This is a genomic window from Roseateles sp. P2_H4, assembly GCF_056403315.1.
Genome location: NZ_JBFUFR010000017.1, coordinates 1 through 20,496, shown reverse-complemented (window position 1 = coordinate 20,496; position 20,496 = coordinate 1). Strand labels below are relative to the sequence as shown.

The 20,496-nt window shown below is 68.3% G+C and carries 22 protein-coding genes; 17 read left to right on the top strand and 5 right to left on the bottom strand.

The annotated features are described in order from the left end of the window. Positions 1-41: 41 nt before the first annotated feature. Complete coding sequence (locus AC1DW3_RS14180; RefSeq protein WP_477931967.1) at positions 42-590, bottom strand: cysteine hydrolase family protein; 549 nt, start codon at positions 588-590, stop codon at positions 42-44. A 295-nt stretch (positions 591-885) separates the two neighbouring features. Between AC1DW3_RS14180 and pdxR the strand changes: the two genes are divergently transcribed. The 9 genes from pdxR (at position 886) to AC1DW3_RS14135 (ending at position 9,349) form a co-directional block, all read left to right on the top strand. After that, a complete protein-coding gene (gene pdxR / locus AC1DW3_RS14175) occupies positions 886-2,337 on the top strand; it encodes a MocR-like pyridoxine biosynthesis transcription factor PdxR (protein WP_477931966.1) in 1,452 nt (483 codons plus the stop codon). Between the two features lie 159 nt (positions 2,338-2,496). Beyond that, entirely contained in the window at positions 2,497-5,286 is a 2,790-nt protein-coding gene (locus tag AC1DW3_RS14170) for a TonB-dependent receptor (RefSeq protein WP_477931965.1), read from the top strand. Continuing rightward, positions 5,261-6,013: a DUF1223 domain-containing protein gene (locus AC1DW3_RS14165; RefSeq protein ID WP_477931964.1), complete on the top strand. Its 753-nt coding sequence runs from the start codon at positions 5,261-5,263 to the stop codon at positions 6,011-6,013. Before AC1DW3_RS14170 ends, AC1DW3_RS14165 begins: the two co-directional genes overlap by 26 nt. A gap of 68 nt (positions 6,014-6,081) precedes the next feature. Next, on the top strand, positions 6,082-6,873 hold the full coding sequence (locus tag AC1DW3_RS14160; RefSeq protein ID WP_477931963.1) for a hypothetical protein: 792 nt from the start codon (positions 6,082-6,084) through the stop codon (positions 6,871-6,873). 212 nt (positions 6,874-7,085) lie between these two features. After that, the gene (locus tag AC1DW3_RS14155) at positions 7,086-8,078 is read left to right on the top strand and encodes an alpha/beta hydrolase (RefSeq protein ID WP_477931962.1); all 993 of its coding nucleotides are present in this window, start codon (positions 7,086-7,088) and stop codon (positions 8,076-8,078) included. After that, a complete protein-coding gene (locus tag AC1DW3_RS14150; RefSeq protein ID WP_477931961.1) occupies positions 8,075-8,284 on the top strand; it encodes a hypothetical protein in 210 nt (69 codons plus the stop codon). Before AC1DW3_RS14155 ends, AC1DW3_RS14150 begins: the two co-directional genes overlap by 4 nt. A 117-nt stretch (positions 8,285-8,401) precedes the next feature. Next, positions 8,402-8,557, top strand: coding sequence for a DUF3096 domain-containing protein (locus tag AC1DW3_RS14145; protein WP_082532451.1), 156 nt, complete (start codon positions 8,402-8,404; stop codon positions 8,555-8,557). 78 nt (positions 8,558-8,635) lie between these two features. Beyond that, a complete protein-coding gene (locus tag AC1DW3_RS14140) occupies positions 8,636-8,923 on the top strand; it encodes a hypothetical protein (RefSeq protein ID WP_477931960.1) in 288 nt (95 codons plus the stop codon). A gap of 93 nt (positions 8,924-9,016) precedes the next feature. Further along, positions 9,017-9,349, top strand: a complete 333-nt coding sequence (locus tag AC1DW3_RS14135; protein WP_477931959.1) for a hypothetical protein — start codon at positions 9,017-9,019, stop codon at positions 9,347-9,349. Between the two features lie 867 nt (positions 9,350-10,216). On the opposite strand, the gene AC1DW3_RS14130 is transcribed toward AC1DW3_RS14135, so the two are convergent. Beyond that, on the bottom strand, positions 10,217-11,002 hold the full coding sequence (locus AC1DW3_RS14130) for an SDR family NAD(P)-dependent oxidoreductase (protein ID WP_477931958.1): 786 nt from the start codon (positions 11,000-11,002) through the stop codon (positions 10,217-10,219). Positions 11,003-11,184: 182 nt separating this feature from the next. On the opposite strand from AC1DW3_RS14130, the gene AC1DW3_RS14125 reads away from it, so the two are divergent. Genes AC1DW3_RS14125 through AC1DW3_RS14105 form a run of 5 tightly spaced genes read left to right on the top strand, consistent with a single transcriptional unit; the run spans position 11,185 to position 14,793 of the window. Continuing rightward, complete coding sequence (locus AC1DW3_RS14125) at positions 11,185-11,916, top strand: GntR family transcriptional regulator (RefSeq protein WP_477931957.1); 732 nt, start codon at positions 11,185-11,187, stop codon at positions 11,914-11,916. After that, complete coding sequence (locus AC1DW3_RS14120; RefSeq protein ID WP_477931956.1) at positions 11,913-12,701, top strand: transporter substrate-binding domain-containing protein; 789 nt, start codon at positions 11,913-11,915, stop codon at positions 12,699-12,701. The genes AC1DW3_RS14125 and AC1DW3_RS14120 overlap by 4 nt, the downstream gene beginning before the upstream one ends. A gap of 7 nt (positions 12,702-12,708) precedes the next feature. Further along, positions 12,709-13,377 carry an amino acid ABC transporter permease gene (locus tag AC1DW3_RS14115; RefSeq protein ID WP_477931955.1) on the top strand — a complete coding sequence of 223 codons (669 nt, stop codon included), beginning with the start codon at positions 12,709-12,711 and terminating at the stop codon, positions 13,375-13,377. Then, positions 13,374-14,027 carry an amino acid ABC transporter permease gene (locus AC1DW3_RS14110; RefSeq protein ID WP_477931954.1) on the top strand — a complete coding sequence of 218 codons (654 nt, stop codon included), beginning with the start codon at positions 13,374-13,376 and terminating at the stop codon, positions 14,025-14,027. The genes AC1DW3_RS14115 and AC1DW3_RS14110 overlap by 4 nt, the downstream gene beginning before the upstream one ends. Next, positions 14,011-14,793 carry an amino acid ABC transporter ATP-binding protein gene (locus AC1DW3_RS14105; RefSeq protein ID WP_477931953.1) on the top strand — a complete coding sequence of 261 codons (783 nt, stop codon included), beginning with the start codon at positions 14,011-14,013 and terminating at the stop codon, positions 14,791-14,793. The genes AC1DW3_RS14110 and AC1DW3_RS14105 overlap by 17 nt, the downstream gene beginning before the upstream one ends. Here AC1DW3_RS14105 and AC1DW3_RS14100 read toward each other — a convergent pair. After that, positions 14,779-15,672, bottom strand: a complete 894-nt coding sequence (locus AC1DW3_RS14100; RefSeq protein WP_477931952.1) for a LysR substrate-binding domain-containing protein — start codon at positions 15,670-15,672, stop codon at positions 14,779-14,781. The two genes, AC1DW3_RS14105 and AC1DW3_RS14100, sit on opposite strands and share 15 nt — an antisense overlap. A gap of 45 nt (positions 15,673-15,717) precedes the next feature. On the opposite strand from AC1DW3_RS14100, the gene AC1DW3_RS14095 reads away from it, so the two are divergent. Beyond that, entirely contained in the window at positions 15,718-16,497 is a 780-nt protein-coding gene (locus tag AC1DW3_RS14095; protein WP_477931951.1) for a sulfite exporter TauE/SafE family protein, read from the top strand. Between the two features lie 42 nt (positions 16,498-16,539). Then, a complete protein-coding gene (locus tag AC1DW3_RS14090; RefSeq protein WP_477931950.1) occupies positions 16,540-16,923 on the top strand; it encodes a DUF1801 domain-containing protein in 384 nt (127 codons plus the stop codon). Here the strand turns inward: AC1DW3_RS14090 and AC1DW3_RS14085 are convergent. Beyond that, positions 16,920-17,498 carry an HD domain-containing protein gene (locus AC1DW3_RS14085; RefSeq protein ID WP_477931949.1) on the bottom strand — a complete coding sequence of 193 codons (579 nt, stop codon included), beginning with the start codon at positions 17,496-17,498 and terminating at the stop codon, positions 16,920-16,922. The genes AC1DW3_RS14090 and AC1DW3_RS14085 overlap by 4 nt on opposite strands. Positions 17,499-17,704: 206 nt before the next feature. Here AC1DW3_RS14085 and AC1DW3_RS14080 point away from each other — a divergent pair, with 206 nt between their 5' ends. Further along, entirely contained in the window at positions 17,705-17,863 is a 159-nt protein-coding gene (locus AC1DW3_RS14080; protein WP_477931948.1) for a DUF3309 family protein, read from the top strand. A gap of 3 nt (positions 17,864-17,866) precedes the next feature. On the opposite strand, the gene AC1DW3_RS14075 is transcribed toward AC1DW3_RS14080, so the two are convergent. Continuing rightward, positions 17,867-20,380, bottom strand: coding sequence for an ATP-binding protein (locus tag AC1DW3_RS14075; RefSeq protein WP_477931947.1), 2,514 nt, complete (start codon positions 20,378-20,380; stop codon positions 17,867-17,869). Positions 20,381-20,496: the final 116 nt, after the last annotated feature.

The following is a 20,496-nucleotide window of genomic DNA, read 5'->3' as shown; positions in this document are numbered from 1 at the left end:
CGCTCAGCAGGCGCATGCGGACACCATAGCGTTGCGAGGCGTCAGCGGGCCAGCAGGGCGGTGGCTGCGTCGGTGTCGATGACGCTGGCGTATTCGCCCTGCAGATTGGCCAGGGCCATCTGGTGCACCTCCTCGGCGGGGTGATCGACGCCGCGCAGATCGGTCTTGCCGAAGGCGAAACAGGCGTCCGCCACCACATGGGTCTCAAAACCCAGGTTGCCGGCGCTGCGGGCGGTCGACTCGACCGAGTTGTTGGTGCTGACCCCGGCGATGACCAGCGAGCGGTGGCCACGGGCGTGCAGCCAGCGTTCCAGGCCGGTGAGGGTGAAGGCGTCGGGCACGTTCTTCTCGACGACGTGCTCGCCGTCGCGGGGCGCCAGCGCGGGCTGGAACTCGGCGCCCGGCTGGCCCGGCCAGAACGGCGAGCCGGGCGTGCGCGACATGTGACGCACGTGGACGACGGGCGCGCCGGCCTCACGCCAGACGCCCAGCAGGCGCGCGATGTGGGCCTCGGCCTGCAGGTTGTTGCGGCTGCCGGATTGGGGCCAGGTCATGCCGACCTGCATGTCGATGATGAGAAGAAGCGGCATGGAATGAGAGGAGGGAAGGTGTCAGCGGCAGGTGTCGAAGCCTGCACCCCTCGCAGGGACGGTTGCGACCGTGCGTCTACCAGTTTCGCCACGCTGACGCCGCGCATCGTAGGACGAACACAGGAGGCTGCGGGCGACGGGCGTTGTGGGCCGTCGCGCAAGGCCGCGCCTGTGCACCCTACGATGACCCGGGGTCGCGAGTTGCTACCCAAGCCGGATTCGAAGTTCAATGCCGAGCTTCTCGATCACGACGGGATGCCCGGCGCTCGTCACTGTCGGCAAGGCGGAGTGAAGGATGTTTCTCGCGTTGGACGGAATGGGTGACCTGCAGGCGCAGGTGCTGAGGGCCTTGAAGCAGGGCATACAGGACGGGCGCTTGGCGGCCGGGTCGCGCCTGCCGTCGACCCGCGAGCTGGCGGCCAAGCTCGGCGTCTCGCGCAACACCGTCATCGCCGCCTATGAATCGCTGTGCGCCGAACAGTTCGCCGTGGCGAAGTCGGGTTCGGGCACACGCGTTGCGGCCCGCCCGCCACGGCCGCAGCCGGCGCAGCCGCCCTTGCCCGTGCAGGCGCAGAGCCGCTATGCCGGCCGGGTGAGGTCGCTGCCGCCGGTGACGCTGGAAAAGCGCGAAGAGGGGCTGCGCTGGAATCTGCAATATGGCGAGCCCATGGTGGACGTGGCCCTGTTCACCATCTGGCGGCGGGCGCTGATCCACGCGGCGCAGCGCACCGGCGCCCATGGCGCGCCGGCCCAGGGCCTGCTGGAGTTGCGCAGCCAGATTGCCGACCACCTGGGCAAATACCGCGGCATCCGCTGCACGGCCGCCGACGTCGTGATCGTCAACGGCACGCAGCAGGCCATCTCGCTGGCCGCGCGCGTTCTGGTCGACGAAGGGGAAAAGGTGGTGCTGGAGGAGCCGCACTACCAGCTCGCGACGCAGGCCTTCACGGCCCATGGCGCGGTGGTGCAGCATGTGCCGGTGGACGACGAGGGCATCGAGGTCGACGCCCTGCCCATCGAAGGCATCAAGCTGGCCTATGTGACGCCCTCGCACCAGTTCCCGACCGGGCGCGTGATGTCGCTGCAGCGCCGGGCCGCCATGCTGGAGCGCGCCGCCGCGCAGGGCTTCTGGATCCTGGAGGACGACTACGACGGCGAGTTCAAGTTCGACGGCCGGCCGCCGCCCGCGCTGCATTCCCTGGACAGCCACGGCCGGGTTCTCTACATCGGCACGTTCACGAAGACGCTGCTGCCGTCGATACGGCTGGGCTACATGATCGCGCCGGAGCCGGTACGCCGCGATCTGATCAGGGCCAAGATGCTGGCGGACATGCGCTGCAGCGCGGTGGAGCAGGCGGCGGTGGCACGGTTGATGTCGAGCGGCGCCTATGTGCGCCACCTCAAGCGCGCCACCCTCGAACTCAAGAAGCGCCGGCGCGCGCTGCTGGCTGGCCTGCAGGCCCATTGCGGGGCCTTCGTCCAGATCGATGACAGCGGCGGAGGCATGCATCTGATCTGCTGGTTTCCCGAGCTCAGTTACGCCCAGCTGGCCGCGCTGATCGCGCTCGCCACCGCGCGAGGCCTGGGCCTGCATGAGGTGGAGCATCACTACACGAAGAAGCCTCGGCTTCCAGGGCTGCTGATGGGCTTTGCCGCGCTGTCCGTTGCCCAGATCAACGCGGCCACCGCGATGCTGGGTGAATGCCTGGCCGACGTGATGCGCGGCGACGCACGGGCGCTCCTCTAGACCCCGCTCCCGTCCCGATCGGCCCATGACGATGGTCACGGGGGACTTTCCCTGTGGCCGCCAATTGGCTCCAAGTGAGTGCTTGGAAAGTGGCCCTATCCGCTGCCAAGGGGGCGTCCCAGACTGGCTCGTCCCAACCGTTCGAGACGACGCCACCCCATGAAACACCAACTCCAACCGATCGCCTTGCTGGTGCGAGGCCTGGTCACCATCACCACGATCACGCTGTGCGCCAGCGCCCAGGCACAGACTGCGGACGCCTCGGGGCAGCAGCTTGAGCGGGTGCTCGTGACGGGCTCCTCCATCAAGCGCGTGGACTCCGAGACCGCGCTGCCCGTGCAGATCATCACCAAGGCCGACATCGCGCGCACCGGCGCCACCAGCACGGAGCAATTGCTGGCATCGATCTCGGCGGCCTCCAGCATGGGCTCCACGACGAATGCGATGGGCGCGGGCTCGTCCACCGGCGGGCTGTCCTCCGTCTCCCTGCGCGGCCTGACCGCCGACCGCACGCTGGTGCTCGTCAACGGCCGCCGCCTCGCGCCGTTTCCGGGCGGCGCCCAGGCCTCGGTGAACGTCAACACCATCCCGCTGGCCGCCATCGAGCGCGTGGAGATCCTGAAGGACGGCGCCTCGGGCGTCTATGGCAGCGACGCGGTGGCCGGTGTCGTCAACTTCATCCTGACCAAGTCCTTCGACGGCGTGCAGGTGGGCGTGTCGGCCGGCGCCCCGACGCGCGACGGCGGTGGCAAGAACCACAAGGCGTCCATCGTGGCCGGCTTCGGCGACCTGGATGCCGACCGCTTCAGCGTCGTCGCGTCCGCCGCCTACGAGAAGGAAGACGCGCTGTACGGCCGAGAGCGGGACTTCGCCCGCAGCGGCAATGTGCCGCCCTTCTACACGAATGGCGCCACCGGCCAGGGCAATATCGAAGGGGCCTGGATCCCCGGCAAGACGCTGCAGGAGGTGGAGGCCACGCCGGGCTATCGCTTCTTCCGCTCTCCCAACAGCAGCTACGGCAGCCCGGTGGACTGCACGACGATCGGCATGTTCAAGCGTGCCAGCGGCGGCTTCCAGGGCGCCCCGGTCTGCTCCTTCGACAGCGCGCCCTATGTGGGCCTTGTTCCCAACCGGGAACTGAAGAACCTCACCGCCAACCTGATCTGGAAAGCGTCCGAGAACCTCGAGGTGTTCGCCGATCTGCTGTGGGGCCAGAGCAAGATCACGCAGAGCTTCCAGGCCAGCCCCATCCGCGCCTCCTTCCTGGAGACCGACAACCTGTTTGGCCAGCGCCACGTCGACCCGGCCCTGCTGCTGCTGCCCGGCAACCCCAACTACCCGACGGCCTATCTGCAGTCGCGCGGCTTCACCGACCTGATCGGCAAGCCGCTGGCCGTCACGGTGCGCGAATCGGCGCTGGGCAGCCGCATCAACAGCGATACCAGCACGCAGGCCCGCATCACGCTGGGCGCCAACGGCCATGTCGGCGAGCACGACTACGAGCTGGCCGCGTCGCACAACGAGAGCAAGCTCAAGGGGCAGGCCGTCAACGGCTATTTCTCGCAGGTCGGCTATGCGGCCGTCATCAACGATCCGGCCAACAACAGCTTGTGGAACCCTTGGGCATCGGGCGGCCAGCAATCGCAGCAATTGGTCGACAAGCTCAAGGCCACGGCCTACACCGGCCAGACCCTGAACGGCCTGGCCAAGACGGACGTGGTGGACGGCAAGGTGGCCGGCCCCGCCTTCAGCCTGCCCGCCGGCGCCGCCCAGTACGCCCTCGGCTTCCAGTACCGCAAGGAGGCCTACAAGACCGACCCGTCCGCGGCCCTCTTCAGCGGCGACATCGCCGGCCTGGGCGGCTCGGTGGCGCCCATCGACCGCTCGCGCAATGTGAAGGCGTTGTTCGGGGAGTTGAGCGTGCCGGTGTTCAAGTCGCTGGAGGCGTCGCTCGAGGTGCGCAGCGACCGCTACAACGACGTGGGCTCGTCCAGCAACCACAAGGGCAGCCTGCGCTGGCGCGCGGCCGACGGCCTGGTGTTTCGCGCTTCAGCGGGGACGGGCTTTCGGGCGCCCACCCTCGTCGACCTCTGGACGCCGCAGACCCTGGGCTCCTCGGAGCAGTTCGACGACCCCGCGACGGGCCAGACCGACCTGCAGGTGAACGGCCTGTCGGGCGGCAACCCCAACCTGAAGCCTGAGCGCTCGCGCCAGAGCCAGGTGGGCTTCGTGCTGTCCCCCATTCGCCAGTTCTCCGCCACCGTCGACTTCTTCAAGATCCGCCTCAAGGACATCATCAACGCGCCCTCCGCCCAGGAGGTGGTCTCGGGCTTCCGGCGCGGCGACCCGGCCTATGCCGGTCTCGTCAAGGTGAGCCCGGCCAACGAGATCCAGCAGATCACCACCGCCCTGACCAATGCCGGCGACGCGAAGCTGTCCGGTTTCGACGTCGACCTCGTCTGGCGCGACACCTATGCCTTCGGGCGGCTGGACGTGAACCTCGTCGGCACCTATATGAGCAAGTTCGACGAAGCCAGCGCCGGCGGCTTCCTGTCGCACAAGGTGGGCACGACCGTCGAGAGCGACGGCTCGCCCGTGCTGGGCGCCAACGGCGGCGGCGTCGTACTGCGCTGGAAGCACATGCTGAGCGCGACGTGGACGAAGGGACCGTGGTCGGCCACGCTGGTGCAGAACTACTACACGGGCTATCGCGACGGCGACGACCTCAACGGCAACGCCCACCGTGTGCCGAGCCAGGCCCTCTACGACGCGCAAGTCAGCTGGAAGGGCTGGCGCGGCCTGCAGCTGGCCGTGGGCGTCAAGAACCTGTTCGACAAGGACCCGCCGACCTATATCTTCGTCAGCAACCAGTTCCAGTACGGCTATGACGTGTCGCTGTACGACCCGCGCGGAAGGTTGGCCTATGTCAACGCGACGTACCGCTTCTGAGGCCTGGGCGGCGGCCCTGCTGGTGGTCGCCCTGGCCGCCATCCTGGCGGCCTTGCCCGCTGTCGCGGCGCCGGGTGAGAGCTGCGCATTGAAGGCCAGCGGCACGCCGCCCACCGTCGTCGAGACCTACACCTCGGAGAAGTGCAGCTCCTGCCCGCCCATCGAAGCCTGGCTGTCCACGCTGGCGGGCGACAAGTCCGTGCTGCCGCTGGCCTTCCACGTCGACTACTTCGACGACAAGCACTGGAAGGACCGCTATGCCAGTGCGGCCTACACGCGGCGGCAGAAGGAGGTGCTGGCCGTCAGCGGGGCCGCGGGCATCTACACGCCGCAGGTGCTGGTGAACGGGCGCGACCGCACGCTGCCGCCCGTTCCCGCCGCCACGGACGCCGGCGTGGCGGTGGAGATGCAGGTGGAAGGACGCCGGCTCTCTGCACGCGTCTCGTCGCAGTCGTCAAAGCCCCTGGAACTGGTCGGCTACTGGGCCGCCAGCGAGAACGGCCTGAGCAGCTATGTGGGCGGCGGCGAGAACGCCGGCCTCACGCTGAAGCATGACTTCGTCGTGCGCGACTACCGCAAGCTGCGTCCCTTCAAGCTGGCACCGGGCATGCCCGTTCAGCTGGCCTACGAAGGCGAGCTGGACGGGACGCGCGAGGTCGCGCTGGTGCTGACCGATCCATCGAGCGGCAGGCCGGTCCAGGCCCTGCGCTGGAAGCCGCGCTGCTGAAGCGGCTCCTTGTGACGCAAGGGCCGGTGGCTCTTCAAGGGCCCGGCTGCCATGCCCATCATGAGGCCATGAACGCACCCGACCTGTTCCTGGCCTCCAGCGCTCGCCACGCCACCCAGGACCTCCTCAGGCATCGCCTGCCCTATCTGATCGATGCCACCGGCGAGGACCTCAGGGTGAGCCGCGGCTCGCTGCCGCTGGAACTGCTGCGCGCCGGCTTCGTCGAGTGGGCCGGCATGAAGTCGCGTTCCGACGCCTTCGCCCGCCAGGGGCCGGAGGCGCTGGACGGGCTCTACAGCTATCTGCCGGTCGTGCTGTGCCGGGATAGTCAGTCCGTGCGCCAAGCCCTGGCCTGCGAGCTGCGCGCGGGGCTGCTGGTCATCGGGACGCCGGCCTGCGCTTCGGACGCGCGCGTCCAGTGGCCCGTCGACGCGCCCGACAACATCGAGATGTCGGCCACAGCCTGGTTCGGAGCGCCGGCGCATGTGATCAGTGGCCAGGATCTCTGGCAGCTGCCGCTGGCCTGCGACACGCGCAGCCTGTCCGTCGACACGATCAGCAGCCGCCTGCGCGAGGTCGAAAGCCTGTGGCTGCGCTGCGGCGTCAGCCAGGGTTTCGTGCTGCTGAGCCTGGACGGCATGGGCTCGCTCAGCGAAAGGCGCAACGGCATCGCCGACGAGGTCTTCGCCGCCGCGCTGGCGTGGGCGCAGCGCGGCTTTCATGACGCGACGGTCATCGTCTACGGCGAGGGCGTGGCCTCCAGCAAGGGCCAACTGGCCATGGGCGAAGTCGCCCGCCACCTGGGCCGTGCGCTGTTCAGGCCTGCGGGTGGTTGGGGTGTTCGCGCCGCACGTCCGTGACGGCGTCGGCGATCCGTCGTTTCGTGTGAAGGCAAGCGGAATCGCTGGCCCTTGCGACGAGCATCGGTAGTGCGGCCCTCGGCAGAGACACGGGGTTGAGCTGGAACCGAGAACCGCTCGCGACTATCCTCAGTCGGCGAGCGGCTGCACACTGGCAGCGGCAATCCATGGGTCGATAGGCAGAGAGAACCGAGATGCGCACAAGCTCGAACATGGCCGTTGGTGCGGTCCATCGCCTGGCAGTTGACAGCCAGGTGCTCGCCGGCAATCTGCTCGGGGACCCCACCCTGCGCGCGATCGACGTCTACGTGCCGGCCGGGCATGATGGCCGCGGCCTGCCGCTGTTGGTCGATGTCGTGGGGTTCACCGCAGGCGGTCCGGCCCACACCAACTGGAAGAACTTTGGCGAGAACGTGCCCGAGCGGCTCGACCGCTTGATTGCGACCGGCGCGATGCCGCCCGTGGTCGTGGCCTTCCCGGACTGCTTCACCCGCCTCGGCGGCAATCAATATGTGAACTCGACCGCGGTAGGACGCTGGGACGATTTCCTGCGGGCGGAGGCGGTGCCTTTCGTCGAAGCCCGCTTTGGCTGTGGCGGGCCGGGCCGGCGCGGCATCTTCGGCAAGTCGAGCGGCGGCTACGGCGCGATGGTCCATGCACTGCTGCACCCCGACTTCTGGAGCGCGGCGGCCGTGCATTCCGGCGACATGGGGTTCGAGCTTCTCTACCGGCACGAATTCGTGCCGGTGCTGCGCGCGCTCGCCAAGAAGCCCGAGATCGGCGCGTGGATCGACGCCTTCTGGAAAGCCAGGAAGGCCAAGGACAGCGATGTGCACATCCTCATGATGCTGGCCCAGGCGGCGAGCTTCGACCCGGATCCTTCGATGCCCTATGGCGTTCGCCTGCCGGTGACGCTGGACACCTGCGAACTGATCCCCGAGCGCTGGGCGAACTGGATGGCCTGGGACCCGCTGACCCTGGTTGAACAGCATGGCCACGGACTGGCGACGCTCAAGGCCCTGTACATCGATTGTGGCGACGTCGACCAATACAACCTGGTCTATGGCGCCAGGCGCATGCACCAGCGGCTGGTCGCCATGGACATCGCCCATGTCTACGAGGAATTCGGCGACGACCATACGGCGGTGGACTACCGGATGGACATCAGCCTGCCGATCCTGGCCAAGGCGCTCAACCAACCATGAACAGCGCAAATCAGGACGAGCGTCGGAAATCCAGAGCGACGGCCATCGTGCTCGGGGCTGTCGCTGCCGTCGTCACTGCGGGCGCGGTGTCATGGGCCACGCCGGATGGCAACCTCGTCGTGACCTTGGTGCCAGCCCTGGCGATGGGGCTGCTCGTCTTCGGCGTGGCGCTGTGGCGCTTGCGTCGTGTCCACGCAGGTCCTTGAAGTCGACCCCAAGCGGCCAGGAGATGTCGCTGACGATCGGCAGCTTTCGGGTAGGCTGACGTGCATGCTTGGCGATGCTCTTGTCGTCGAGGCCGTGCGATAACCAAGGAAATTTCCATGAATCTCCATCTCGGCCTTGCCCCGATCATCTCCCTGCTCGCCGGCATCCTGATCCTCGTGGTTCCCAGGTTGCTCAACTACATCGTCGCAATCTACCTGATCGTGATCGGGCTGATCGGCTTGGTGGGCGCCGGTCAGATGCACCTGGGTTAGGCGGGGCTCACTGCCAATTTCGCGGACCGGCCAGGAGCGGCCCTCGGGGAGCGTCCGCTTTGAGATAGGCTAAACCGCATGCCACGAGATCGGAGCCCGCTTGAGAAGGCCGCAGGGAAGCTCGTCTCCGCCATCCAAAAGGAGTGGCTTGAAGAGATGGCGGCCGCCGAGGCCAACGAAAGCGAACAGGTGATGCACACATCGCACTTGCTGTTGCAGGCAGCGTCTGCGTCAGGGTCGATTGCTAGCGTTATCGGCGGGGGCTCGGTAGCCGCCTTCCTTGGTCAACGCTGGGTCGACGCGCATCCAATTGTTTTGCCCTTCATCCGCACCCTTGAAGGGCTTGAGGCGGGCGCTGTGGAATGAGCCCTATCGGCCGGAACCGGCCTTCGGCAATAGACCGCTTCCGAACTGAGTGGTGACAGCCCCTCAGGAAAATCAGGCCGGGAGGAGATTCAAATGTGGCTGAGAAGAGATGTTGACGACAGCAACGTGTACCGGGTGGCGCTGCGCCAGGAGCCTACCGGTCGGCGTTCGCTTCACTTGCTGCCCGACGGTCATGAGGCGCCCGTCGACACGGTTCTGCGAACCGAAGTTGTACCGATCGACCTCCTGTTGCGCCGAGACTTTCATGGAATCTCCAAGGCTGTGAAGCTGACGTCTGGCGAGTCGTTCTGGGTTGATGCACACGGCGTCTGGTTCACACGGGCAGAGGCTGAGGTCTTCGGCGACGTAGATTGGAACGAAATGCCGTGGCTGAATGATCTGCCGCCGCTATTGGCGCCCAAGTAGTGGCCGAGGGCCCGTTTCGGCCAAATCCGGTCCTCGACGAACGACCCGATTCGGGTAGCCTAGGACGCTCATCAAGAGGGATAGACATGGGTTCGTACGGATGTCCTTGCGGACATGGATTTAAGGACTACACACCCGATCAAGCTCAATTGATTTCAATGCAGGATTGGGAAGACTTTATGGAGGTTTCGCAGGCGTCAAAACTGAACCTTGCTTGGCACTTCGTTAAGGCGACCCTTTACCAATGCCCCTCGTGTCTTCGTCTTCACGTACACATGCGGAAGGGGTTTGATCATTCCGCTGGCACGTCGGACCACACATTCACACCGGATCACAAAGACTCGGCAGAACTGCTGCGGTCTGTCCAGGGGAGGCGCTGGAAGCGCGTACTTCACGGAACCTGGTCTGACCCAAATAAACAGGGTTACGTTCATTGGGGGAGCCCTGGGTATCCGGGAAGGGACGATGACCAAGGCGATCATGGGAGCGTGACATTGAACAGCTGGGCCGAGATCGAGAGCCTCTATCACGACGTATATCAACGACTTGTTGATGCCAAAAAACTTGGCGTGGCGACGCTCCAACGCAATGGTGAATTGGTGCATTCGTGGAGCTCGCGTCCGTTTTGGCGGGAGGCTTAGTGATATTTCAGGCCCTAGCGAATGCACGCAAGGAAGGCGCCAAAGCCTAACCCGTCATTTGTGTGGGGCGGCTTCGTCTCCGCACGCCTTGCGCGTTGGACGACCAGTATCAGGCGCCCAAATCGGCACCCCCAAGGACTGCTCCGGGTCGGAAGCCGTCAGCCGAACGCACCCACGCGAGGACCGCACCCCGCCTGAAGCAGCCCTCGGCGCCTGACTGGCCTCCCTAGAAGGCGCTCTTCGTCGTGCCGCCGTCCACGCGCAACGCCGCGCCGGTTGTGGAGGACGCCAGCGGGCTGGCGACATAGGTCACCATGGCCGCCACCTCCTCGGGCGTCGAGAAACGCTTGATCAACGAGGTGGGCCTGACCTTCTCGAAGAACTCGGTCTCGAACTCGGCAAAGGACTTGCCGTTGGAGACCTGCTCGACGAAGTCGTTGACGCCGCGTGAGCGCGTCGGGCCAGGCAGCACGCTGTTGACGGTGATGCCGGTGCCGGCCAGGGACTCGGCCAGGCCGCGCGAGACGGCGAGCTGGGCGGTCTTGGTCATGCCGTAGTGAATCATCTCGGCCGGGATCTGCACGGCGCTTTCGCTGGAGATGAAGATGATGCGGCCCCAGTCGGCCGCCTTCATCGCCGGCAGCACCAGCCGCGCCAGGCGCACGCCGCTGAGCACGTTGACGTCGAAGAAGCGCTGCCAGTCGGCGTCGGGGATGTCCTCGAAGGGCTTGGCCTCGAAGATGCCGAGGTTGTTGACCAGGATCGCTATGCCAGGATGGGCGCGCACCAGCGCTTCGGCCACGTCGGGCTGACTGAGGTCGCCGGCGAAACCGAGCACCTGCTGGCCCGTGGTGGCCTGGATCGACGTGACGGCCGCGTCGACCGCCGGCTGCATGCGGCCATTGACGATGACGCGCGCACCCTCGGCGGCGAGCGATTGCGCGATGGCAAAGCCGATGCCGGCGGTGCTGCCGGACACGAGGGCGAGGCGGTTCTTCAGTTGCAGGTCCATGACTGGCCTTTCGGTGGGATGACGCAGCCGTTGGTGTAGCCGATGGGGAACACCCCGATTCGCCTTGGGGCTGTTCGGCACCGTGACAGTGCGACGAAGCGGCGAGTCGGCCCAAATCTTGTGCGCCCGGCTTGCATACAAGCCTGAAGCGCGCTGGCACGGAAGCTGCAAAGAGCCCCCGCATGGGCATTTCAGCCACCGACATCAGCCAGCGCATCGTCGAAGCGGTGCTCGCGCAGAAGCTCGCGCCCGGTGCGCGCCTGGGCGAGCAGCAACTCGCGCTGCTGTTCGACTGCAGCCGCACCATCGTGCGCGAGGCGCTGACGCGGTTGGCGGCGCGCGGCATCGTCACGGTCAGCGCGCGGCGCGGCTGGTATCTGATCGCACCGAGCCCGGAAGAGGTGCGCGAGGCCTTCGAGGCGCGCCGCGTCATCGAGCTCGGGCTCATCCGCGGCCAGCCGCAATTGCCGGCCGACGCGATTGCGCGCCTGAACCAGCATCTGTTGCAGGAGCAGGCGGCGCTGCGCGGCGAAGACGTCGGCACCCGCAGCTTCCTGCTCGGCGACTTTCACGTCTGCCTGGCCGAATGCCTGGGCAACAGCCTGCTGGCCGACACGCTGCGCGACTTCACCGCGCGCACGACGTTGATCGCGATGCGCTACCAGTCCTCGCACGACGCGGCCCTGTCCTGCCAGGACCATGTCGCCATCGTCGCGGCCCTGGCCGCCGGCGACAGCGCCCGCGCTGAAGCCTTGATGGCCGAGCACCTCAGCAGCGTGCAGGCCGCGCTGCGCCTGCCCGCCGATGACGACCCACTGCAGCAGTTGCGTGAGGCGCTGGCGCCTCTTCCCCCGTCCGTCACGTCCGAATCCGCTGAACCCGCTGATCCTGTTTATCTAGGAGCCCTGCTATGACCCCGACGCTTTCCCGCCGCCTGATGCTGATCGCCGGCCTGAGCCTGCTGGCCGCCGCTGCCCAGGCCCAGACCGCGCTGGACACCATCACCAAGAGCAAGACGATCAAGATCGCCATCCCGACCGACTACCCGCCCTATGGCTTCGTCGGCCCCGACATGGCACCGCAGGGCCTGGACGTGGCGGTGGCCCAGCTCATCGCGGCCAAGCTGGGCGTGAAGGTGGAACTGGTGCCGGTCACCAGCGCCAACCGCATTGCCTATCTGCAGACCAAGAAGGCCGACCTCGTCATCTCGACGCTGGGCAAGAACCCCGAGCGCGAGAAGGTCATCAACTTCAGCGCGGCCTACGCGCCCTTCTACCAGGCCGTGTTCGCGGCCAAGAGCCTGCCCATCAAGAGCTGGGCCGACCTGGGCGGCAAGAGCGTGGCGGTCACGCGCGGCGCGATGGAGGACCAGGAGCTGGCCAAGGTCGCGCCGGCCACGCTGGAATACAAGCGCTTCGAGGACAACAACGCCACCATCGCCGCCTTCGCCGCGGGCCAGACCCAGCTGCTGGCCACCAGCGCCGCCGTCGCCGGCAACCTGATGCAGCGCAACCCGGGGCTGAACACCGAATACAAGCTGCTGCTCAAGGACAGCCCCTGCTTTGTCGGCGTGGCCAAGGGCGAGGACGCGCTGCTGGCCAAGATCAACGACATCATCGTGGCGGCCAAGTCGGCGGGCGAGCTGGAGGCGCTGTCCAAGAAGTGGCTGGGCCGCGGCACGGGCGACCTCCCGCTCTGAGCCGACCATGATCAGCTTCGACTTCCTCGCGGTGCTGGCCGAATGGCCGCTGCTGCTGAAGGGGCTGGCCTGGACGCTGGGGCTCACGCTGGTTGCCACGCCGCTGGGCCTGGTCATCGCCACGCTGGGTGCCTGGTCCCGCGCCAGCGGCCCCACGTGGCTGCGCCGGCTGCTGGGCGCCTATGTCGAACTGCTGCGCAACACGCCCTTCATCGTGCAGCTCTTCTTCATCTTCTTCGGCCTGCCCGCCGCGGGCGTGAAGCTGTCACCCGAGGCCGCGTCGCTGATTGCGATGACGCTCAACCTCGGCGCCTATGGCACCGAGATCCTGCGCGCCGGCATCCAGGCCACGCCGCGCGGCCAGTGGGAGGCCGCGCAGAGCCTGGCGCTCAGCCCCGTGCAGGTCTTCACGCGCGTCGTGCTGCCGCCGGCCCTGCAGCGCGTGTGGCCCGCCATGACGAGCCAGATCATCATCGTCATGCTGGGCTCGGCCGTCTGCGGCCAGATCTCCACCGAGGAGCTGAGCTATGCGGCCAACCTGATCCAGAGCCGCAACTTCCGCGCCTTCGAGGCCTTCATCATCGCGACGCTGGCCTATCTGGCATTGGCCATCATGGCGCGCAAGCTGCTGACCTGGGCCGGGCCGCGCTTCATCTTCGGCAGGCGGTCGGCATGATCGAGTTCACCCTCTGGGACATCGTCCGCAACCTGCTGCTGGCGCTGCGCTGGACGGTGGCCCTGTCGGCCATCGCCTTCATCGGCGGCGGCCTGGTGGGCGGCCTGCTGCTGACGCTGCGCTTGCGCCTTGGCGCGCGCACGCGGGTCGCCATTGCCCTCTATGTGCAGCTCTTCCAGGGCACGCCGTTGCTGATGCAGCTCTTCCTCGCCTATTTCGGCCTGGCCCTGCTGGGCATCGAGGTATCGGCCTGGACGGCCGCAGCGCTGGCGCTGACCCTCTACACCAGCGCCTACCTCGTCGAGATCTGGCGCGGCTGCGTGGACGCCGTGCCGCGCGGCCAGTGGGAGGCGGCACGCAGCCTGGCGCTGAGCTTCGGCGAGCAGCTGCGCCACGTCATCCTGCCGCAGGCCGCTCGCCTGGCCATCGCGCCGACGGTGGGCTTCCTGGTGCAGGTCATCAAGGGCACGGCGCTGGCCTCGGTCATCGGCTTCATCGAGCTGACCAAGGCCGGCAGCATGATCGCCAACGCCAGCTTCAAGCCCTTCCTCGTCTTCGGCTGCGTGGCGCTGCTGTATTTCGCGCTGTGCTTCCCCGTCAGCCTGTTCGCACAACATCTGGAAGGCAAAGCCCATGGCCGCCCAACTTGACGATCTGCAGGCCGCGCCCGTCGTGCCTGGCGCTCCCATCGTGCGCATCACCGCGCTGCGCAAGTCCTATGGCGCCAACGAGGTGCTCAAGGGCATCGACCTCGACGTCCTGCGCGGCGAGGTCATCGCCATCATCGGCAAGAGCGGCTCGGGCAAGAGCACGCTGCTGCGTTGCATCAACGGGTTGGAGCAGTTCCAGGACGGCTCGCTGACCGTCAACGGCAAGCCCCTGCTCTACGAGAGCGCCATGGCCATGCGCGCGCTGCGCCAGCAGGTCGGCATGATCTTCCAGGGCTTCAACCTCTTCCCCCACCTGAGCGTGGGCCGCAACGTGATGCTGGCGCCGACGCTGGTGAAGAAGCGCAGCGCCCATGAGGCTGCCGAGCTGGCGCGAGAGCTGCTCGCGCGCGTCGGCCTGGCCGAGAAATTCGACGCCATGCCCGACCAGCTCTCCGGCGGCCAGCAGCAGCGCGTGGCCATTGCCCGCGCGCTGGCGATGGAGCCAGCGGTTTTGCTGTGCGACGAGATCACCTCGGCGCTAGACCCGGAGCTGGTCGGCGAGGTGCTGAGGGTCGTCGAGACGCTGGCCGACGAAGGCATGACGCTGCTGATGGTCACGCACGAGATGAGCTTCGCTCGCAAGGTGGCCGACCGCGTCATCTTCATGCACCAGGGCCGCGTGCACGAGATCGGGCCGCCGGCCGGGATCTTCGGCGCGCCGCAGACGCCGGAGCTCAAGCAGTTCCTGTCCTCACTGCACGACTAGCTCGTCCAGCAGCGCGGCGGCGCCGGGTGTGAGTTCGCCGAAGCACAGCAGCAGCTGACGCACGGCCCAGGTATCTCTCAAGGGGCGTATGCGGACCTGCGGGGACGCCAGCCGCGACGCGGTCAACGCGGGCACGACGGCCACGCCGACGCCATCGGCGACGAGGCGCAACAACGCGTCGAAGCCCTGCACCTGCACGCGATGGTGCAGGCCGCGGCCCTGCTGCAGCGCGCGAGCCTGCAGGAAGCGGCTCAGGCCCGCCTCCGCCGGCAGCCCGACAAACGGATGGGTCAGCAAGTCGGCAAAGGCGATGGGCCGCGCGCGCCCCTTCACCAGCGCGGCGGGCAGCACGGCGACGAGCTGGTCCTGGCGGAAGGCGCGCGTCGCCAATCCTTCGGTATTGACATAGTCAGCCACGATGCCCAGATCAGCACGCTCCTGGCGCATGGCGAACAGCACGTCCTGGCTGTCCAGCTCGCGCAGCTCGACGTCGATGTCGGCATGGGTGGCGAGAAAGGGCCCGAGCAGCGGCGGCAGATGCTCGCTGATCGCCGCGGTGTTGCACAGCAGACGCACGGTGCTGCGCACACCATGGGCATGGCCGGCCATGCCGGCATGCAGCGCCTCCATCTCGCGCTGCAGCCGGCCGGCGTGCCGCAGCAGCGTGCGGCCGGCGTCGGTCAGCGTGATGCCGGTCTTGGCGCGCTGCATCAGCTGGGCGCCGACCGCCTGCTCAAGCCGCTGCAGTCGCGTGCTGGCGGCCGCCAGCGACAGATGCACCGCCCGCGCGCCGGCCGTGATGGTGCGGCCTTCGGCCACGGCGGCGAAGAGGCGCAGGTCGAAGGGGTCGATGCGGTAATGCGGATTGCGCTCGGTCATGGCTCATCCTTCGGCAATGCCTGAGGATATGCGCGGCAGTGCGCGATGGACGCAGGCCGGCGCCGCGCCGACCATGCCGGCATGGATGACATCGAATGGTTGTCGGCCGGCATGCTGGCCTGGGTGGCGCTGACCTTCTTGCTGGCGGGCTTCGTGAAGGGCGTTTCCGGCATGGGCCTGCCGACGCTTGCGATGGCCTTGCTGAGCCTGCGTCTGCCCGGCGCGGCGGCCGCGGCGCTGATGCTGCTGCCCGCGTTGCTGACCAATATCGCCCAGTGCCTGGGCCCGCATGGCGGCATGCTGCTGCGCCGGCTGTGGCCGCTGTGGGCCGGACTGGTGCTGGGTACGCTGTTCGCACCCGTGCCGGGCCTGGGCTCGGGCCATGGCGAGGCCCGCCGGGTGCTGGGCGTCGTGCTGCTGGCCTACGGGCTCTTCGGCCTCGCACGGCCGCAGCTGCCTGCGCCGGGTCGGCATGCGCTCTGGCTTGGCGCCCTGGCCGGCGGGCTCGGCGGCGCGTTGAGCGCGGCCACGGGCGTCTTCGTGCTGCCGCTGGTGCCCTATCTGCAGTCACTGCAGTTGCGAAGGCCGCAGCTGATCCAGGCACTGGGCATCAGCTTCACGCTGGCTGCGCTTTCGCTGGCCGCGCGCCTGGGAGGGCTGGAGGCGGCGGCGCCGCCCGACGCCGTGGCGAGTGGCCTGGCTTTGCTCGCCGCGCTGGCCGGCATGAGCCTGGGCGCCCGCCTGCGGCAGCGCCTGCCCGGCCTTGTCTTCCAGCGCGCGCTGTACGGCGTGTTCGCGCTGCTGGGCCTGCTGATGCTGCGCTGAAGTGGGTTTAGGCTTGAGCCTGGCTTCGCTTCGAGAACCCCCATGAGCAAGACCCCCACCGCGCCGCCCGCCGCGGCGCTGATCGACGAACGGATTGCCAGCCTCGGCGGCTGGCGTGCCGAGACGCTGGCCGCGCTGCGGGCGCTGATCCACGAGGCCGACCCCGACATCGTCGAGGAATGGAAGTGGAGCAACCCGGTCTGGTCGCATGACGGCATCGTCTGCACCGGCGAGGCCTACAAGAGTGCCGTGAAGATGACCTTCCCCAAGGGCGCGTCCCTGGCCGACCCGAAGAGCCTCTTCAACTCCAGCCTGGAAGGCCATGTGCGCCGCGCCATCGACTTCAAGGAGGGCGACAAGATCGACAAGCCGGCCCTGAAGGCACTGATCAAGGCGGCCGTGAAGGCCAACCAGAAGAAGGGCTAAACCTTCATCGCGCTCTTGTAGATGGACTGCCGCGGCTGCGCCATCAGCCGCCGCAGCATCGGCTCGAAGAAGGCCAGCGGCAGCGCCTCGGCCTGCGGGTCGAAGGCCGGGTTGTCATAGCGCTCGACGAACTCGGCGGTGCGCTCGAAGTGGGCGTGGCTGCGGAACTGCTCGCGCATGTCGCGGTCCAGGCCGATGTGGTGGAAGAAGTTGTGGCCCTGGAAGATGCCGTGCTGCTGCACCATCCAGAGGTTCTCTTCGGTCACGAAGGGCTTGAGGATGGCGGCCGCGATGTCGGGGTGGTTGAAGGAGCCCAGCGTGTCGCCGATGTCGTGCAGCAGCGCGCAGCAGACGTACTCCTCGTCGCGCCCGTCGTGGTGCGCCAGCGTGGCCGTCTGCAGGCAGTGCGTCAGCCGGTCGACCGGGAAGCCGCCGAAGTCGCCGTCCAGCAGGCGCAGATGCTCGAGCACGCGGTCGGGCAGGGTGCGGGACATCCTGATGGCCTCGGGCACGATGACGCCCCAGTCCTCGCGGGTACTTTCGTCCATGCGGGTGAAGCTGGCGCGTGCGTTCATGTCGGGCTCCGGTGGCTGGCGCGGATTCTGTGCCGTCGGCCTGGCAGCGGCTGTCACGTCCGGCACTGTTCAGCTTCCTGGAGGCTCACGTGAGCGTCGAGTCCTACACCTGCCGCCCGCCCTTGCGCGGAGAGTCGGTGCAGGCTCACGGCACGCCGGCTCCGGTCGCGTCGCCTGAACCACTTGGCAATCAAGAGGAGATGGCTATGAGTCTCGGTGCAATTCTGCTGATCGTGTTGATCCTGCTGCTGGTCGGCGCAATCCCGACCTGGCCCCACAGCCGCGGTTGGGGCTATGGGCCCTCGGGCGGCTTGGGCCTGGTGCTGCTGATCGTGCTGGTGTTGCTGCTGATGGGGCGCATCTAGCGTCTATAGYGGCGCCGGCGACGTATCGCCAAAGCGCGCGGCGGGCAGGGCCAGCGAGATGACGGCGCCGCCGTCCTTGCGGTTGGCGGCCCAGATGCGYCCGTCGTGGGCCTCGGCGATGCGCCGGCAGATGGCCAAGCCCAGGCCGGTGCCGCCGGCGGCGTTGCGCGTCGCGCTGGACTGCACGAAGGCCTCGAAGATGCTTTCCAGCTCGTCCGGTGGAATGCCCGGGCCACGGTCGGCCACGTCGACGCGCACTTCGTCGGCCTCCTGGTCGTGCCAGGCGGTCAGTTCGATATGGCCCTCGACGGGCGAAAAGCGGATGGCATTGGCCAGCAGATTGCGCAGCAGCTGTTGAAGGCGCCGCGGGTCGGCCAGCACGACGAGGTCCTCGTCGCCCAGGGCCATGGCCAGGCTCAGCTGGCGCGCGGCCAGCAGCGGCTCGAGCTCGCGCCCTACCTCCACCGCCAGCGGCCGCAGGTCCAGGCGTTCGGGCTGAAGGGGCTCGGCGCCGCGCTCGATCTTGCTGAGGTCGAGCAGGTCGTTGACGAGGCTGAGCATGCGCTGGCCGGCGCGATGCACATCGCTGAAAAGCTCGGCCAGGCGGGGCTCGGCACGGGCGCGCAGCACGCCGATCTCCGAGAAGCCGAGGATGGATTGCAGCGGCGTGCGCAGCTCGTGGCTGACGTTGGCGATGAAGTCGGACTTGGCGCGCGACGCGTGCAGGGCCGCGTCGCGCGCCGACCGGGTGGCGCGCTCGGCTTCACGGAACTCGCTGATGTCCATGAAGCAGACGACGAGGCCCATCGGCCGGCCATGGGCGTCGGGGAAGGTGGACTTGCTGACGTAGAGATCGCGGCGGCGCCCGTCGCTGCCATGCCAGACGGCCTCGTAGTTCATCTCGCCGCCGCGGGCCAGCAGCTCGGCATCGCGGCTTTCATGCAGGGCTGCCTCGTCGGGGCGCAGATAGCTGGCGGCCTTGCGGCCCAGCACTTCGCTGCGGCGCCGGCCGGTGAACTGCTCCCAGGCGCGGTTGACGTCGAGATAGCGGTTTTCGCCATCCAGCACCGACATGGGCAGCGGGCTGCTGGCGAGCAGCGAGCGCGCGAGCCCGAGCTGGGCGCGCAACTCGGCCTGGGCGCGCACCAGGCCGCTGACGTCGGCGGCACTGCCCACCCATTCGAGGACACCGGCCTGGCGGCGCAGCGGCACCAGATGGATCTCGAAACTGCGCGCCCGGCCATCGGGCGCGATCCAGTCGGCGCGCAGCTCGTGCGGCCTGGCGTCGTGCACGTCGCCGGCCGAGAACAAGGCCGCCACGGCCGTTGCACCGCCGAACAGGTCCTGCAGCGGCCGGCCCAGCACCTGGGCCACCGGATGGCCGCTGAGGCGGGCATAGCCCTCGTTGATGAAGGTCAGGTGGCCGGCGGCGTCGGTGCGGAAGAGCAGGTCCTGCACGCTGCCGAAGATGGCGCTGAGCTCGCGCTCGCGCTCGGCCACCTGGCGCTGCGCCTGGTCGAGCTGCAGCAGGGAGCGCTCGCGCGCATGCTGGGCCACGGCACCCACCGCCGACAGCGCCAGCAGCGCGGCGGCAAGGCCGATGGCCGGCAGGCCGAGATCGCGCATGGTGGACAGCCACTGGGCGTGCAGATCGTCCAGTGGCAGCTCGACGACGACGACGAGGGGGCGGCTGCGCAGCGCGCGGAAGGCGCCGAGCTGCTCGGCGTCGCGCAGGCCGGGGCCGTCCCAGCGGCCGTATTCGCTGCCGGTGCGCACGCGTGCCAGCGGCCCGGTGGGCCTTTGCAGCGAGTCCAGGCGTTCGCCCGCGAGGTGGTCGGCGCCGGCGGTGGCGGCGAGCAGCCGGCCATCCAGGTCGACGAGGGCGGCCGCGGCGCGCGTGTCGTTCAGCGTCAGCTCCTGGAAGGTGGCCAGCGCGTCGGGGTTGAGCAGGGCGGCGAGCAGGGCCGGGCGGCCGTCGGGTAACTTGATCCCACGCAGCAGCGGGATGAAGCCGACGCCGGGCGGCACGGCGGCCGCCGGACTGCCTGGTGCGACGCCAGCGAGGCCGGCCAGGCTGCGCGCGGCGACGAAGCCGCCGAGGGCGTCCTGGCCCAGCGCCGGCCAGGGGCCGAGGCGGGCCGTCACGATCTGCGCGCCACGGTCGGCCGGGTCGGCCGCGGCCAGCACGTGGCCGGCCTCGTCGAGCAGGGCGACGCCGCGCAGGAAGCCAAGGCTGGCCTGGGTCTGGCCCAGCAGGGCCTGCAGCACCTCGGGCGGCGCGCCACGCTCGGCCACGTCGGCCAGGCCGGCCAGGGCCAGCTGGGTGGCGTCCAGGCTGCGGCTGGCGTGGTCCTCGAGCACACGAGCGAGCAGGGCCTGGCGGGCGGCGGTCTCGGTCGTCAGCTCGCGCTTCTCGCGCCAGATGCTGTAGCCCGCGCCGGCGAGCAGCGTGGCCGCGAGCAGGACGCCGGCGCTGGCGATGATGATGCTTGGGCGCCAGCGGCTGCGGTGCGGCACCTCAGAGCCTCCCCGCGGGCCGAGCGACGGGCCTGCCATGGGCCAGAGGCCCATGTCCTTCCGTAGGCACAAGCAGTCCGCAGGGACTGCTTGTGTCCGACTCCAGTTCCCTAGCC

Coding starts and splice junctions, on each gene's coding strand:
- AC1DW3_RS14120 (WP_477931956.1), top strand. CDS start 11,913: ATGACCCCGACGCTTTCCCGCCGCCTGATGCTGATCGCCGGCCTGAGC.
- AC1DW3_RS14115 (WP_477931955.1), top strand. CDS start 12,709: ATGATCAGCTTCGACTTCCTCGCGGTGCTGGCCGAATGGCCGCTGCTG.
- AC1DW3_RS14130 (WP_477931958.1), bottom strand. CDS start 11,002: ATGGACCTGCAACTGAAGAACCGCCTCGCCCTCGTGTCCGGCAGCACC.
- AC1DW3_RS14180 (WP_477931967.1), bottom strand. CDS start 590: ATGCCGCTTCTTCTCATCATCGACATGCAGGTCGGCATGACCTGGCCC.
- AC1DW3_RS14150 (WP_477931961.1), top strand. CDS start 8,075: ATGAACAGCGCAAATCAGGACGAGCGTCGGAAATCCAGAGCGACGGCC.
- AC1DW3_RS14100 (WP_477931952.1), bottom strand. CDS start 15,672: ATGACCGAGCGCAATCCGCATTACCGCATCGACCCCTTCGACCTGCGC.
- AC1DW3_RS14125 (WP_477931957.1), top strand. CDS start 11,185: ATGGGCATTTCAGCCACCGACATCAGCCAGCGCATCGTCGAAGCGGTG.
- AC1DW3_RS14140 (WP_477931960.1), top strand. CDS start 8,636: ATGCCACGAGATCGGAGCCCGCTTGAGAAGGCCGCAGGGAAGCTCGTC.
- AC1DW3_RS14105 (WP_477931953.1), top strand. CDS start 14,011: ATGGCCGCCCAACTTGACGATCTGCAGGCCGCGCCCGTCGTGCCTGGC.
- AC1DW3_RS14155 (WP_477931962.1), top strand. CDS start 7,086: ATGGCCGTTGGTGCGGTCCATCGCCTGGCAGTTGACAGCCAGGTGCTC.
- AC1DW3_RS14095 (WP_477931951.1), top strand. CDS start 15,718: ATGGACGCAGGCCGGCGCCGCGCCGACCATGCCGGCATGGATGACATC.
- AC1DW3_RS14080 (WP_477931948.1), top strand. CDS start 17,705: ATGAGTCTCGGTGCAATTCTGCTGATCGTGTTGATCCTGCTGCTGGTC.
- AC1DW3_RS14145 (WP_082532451.1), top strand. CDS start 8,402: ATGAATCTCCATCTCGGCCTTGCCCCGATCATCTCCCTGCTCGCCGGC.
- AC1DW3_RS14160 (WP_477931963.1), top strand. CDS start 6,082: ATGAACGCACCCGACCTGTTCCTGGCCTCCAGCGCTCGCCACGCCACC.
- AC1DW3_RS14090 (WP_477931950.1), top strand. CDS start 16,540: ATGAGCAAGACCCCCACCGCGCCGCCCGCCGCGGCGCTGATCGACGAA.
- AC1DW3_RS14165 (WP_477931964.1), top strand. CDS start 5,261: ATGTCAACGCGACGTACCGCTTCTGAGGCCTGGGCGGCGGCCCTGCTG.
- AC1DW3_RS14135 (WP_477931959.1), top strand. CDS start 9,017: ATGTGGCTGAGAAGAGATGTTGACGACAGCAACGTGTACCGGGTGGCG.
- pdxR (WP_477931966.1), top strand. CDS start 886: ATGTTTCTCGCGTTGGACGGAATGGGTGACCTGCAGGCGCAGGTGCTG.
- AC1DW3_RS14110 (WP_477931954.1), top strand. CDS start 13,374: ATGATCGAGTTCACCCTCTGGGACATCGTCCGCAACCTGCTGCTGGCG.
- AC1DW3_RS14170 (WP_477931965.1), top strand. CDS start 2,497: ATGAAACACCAACTCCAACCGATCGCCTTGCTGGTGCGAGGCCTGGTC.
- AC1DW3_RS14085 (WP_477931949.1), bottom strand. CDS start 17,498: ATGAACGCACGCGCCAGCTTCACCCGCATGGACGAAAGTACCCGCGAG.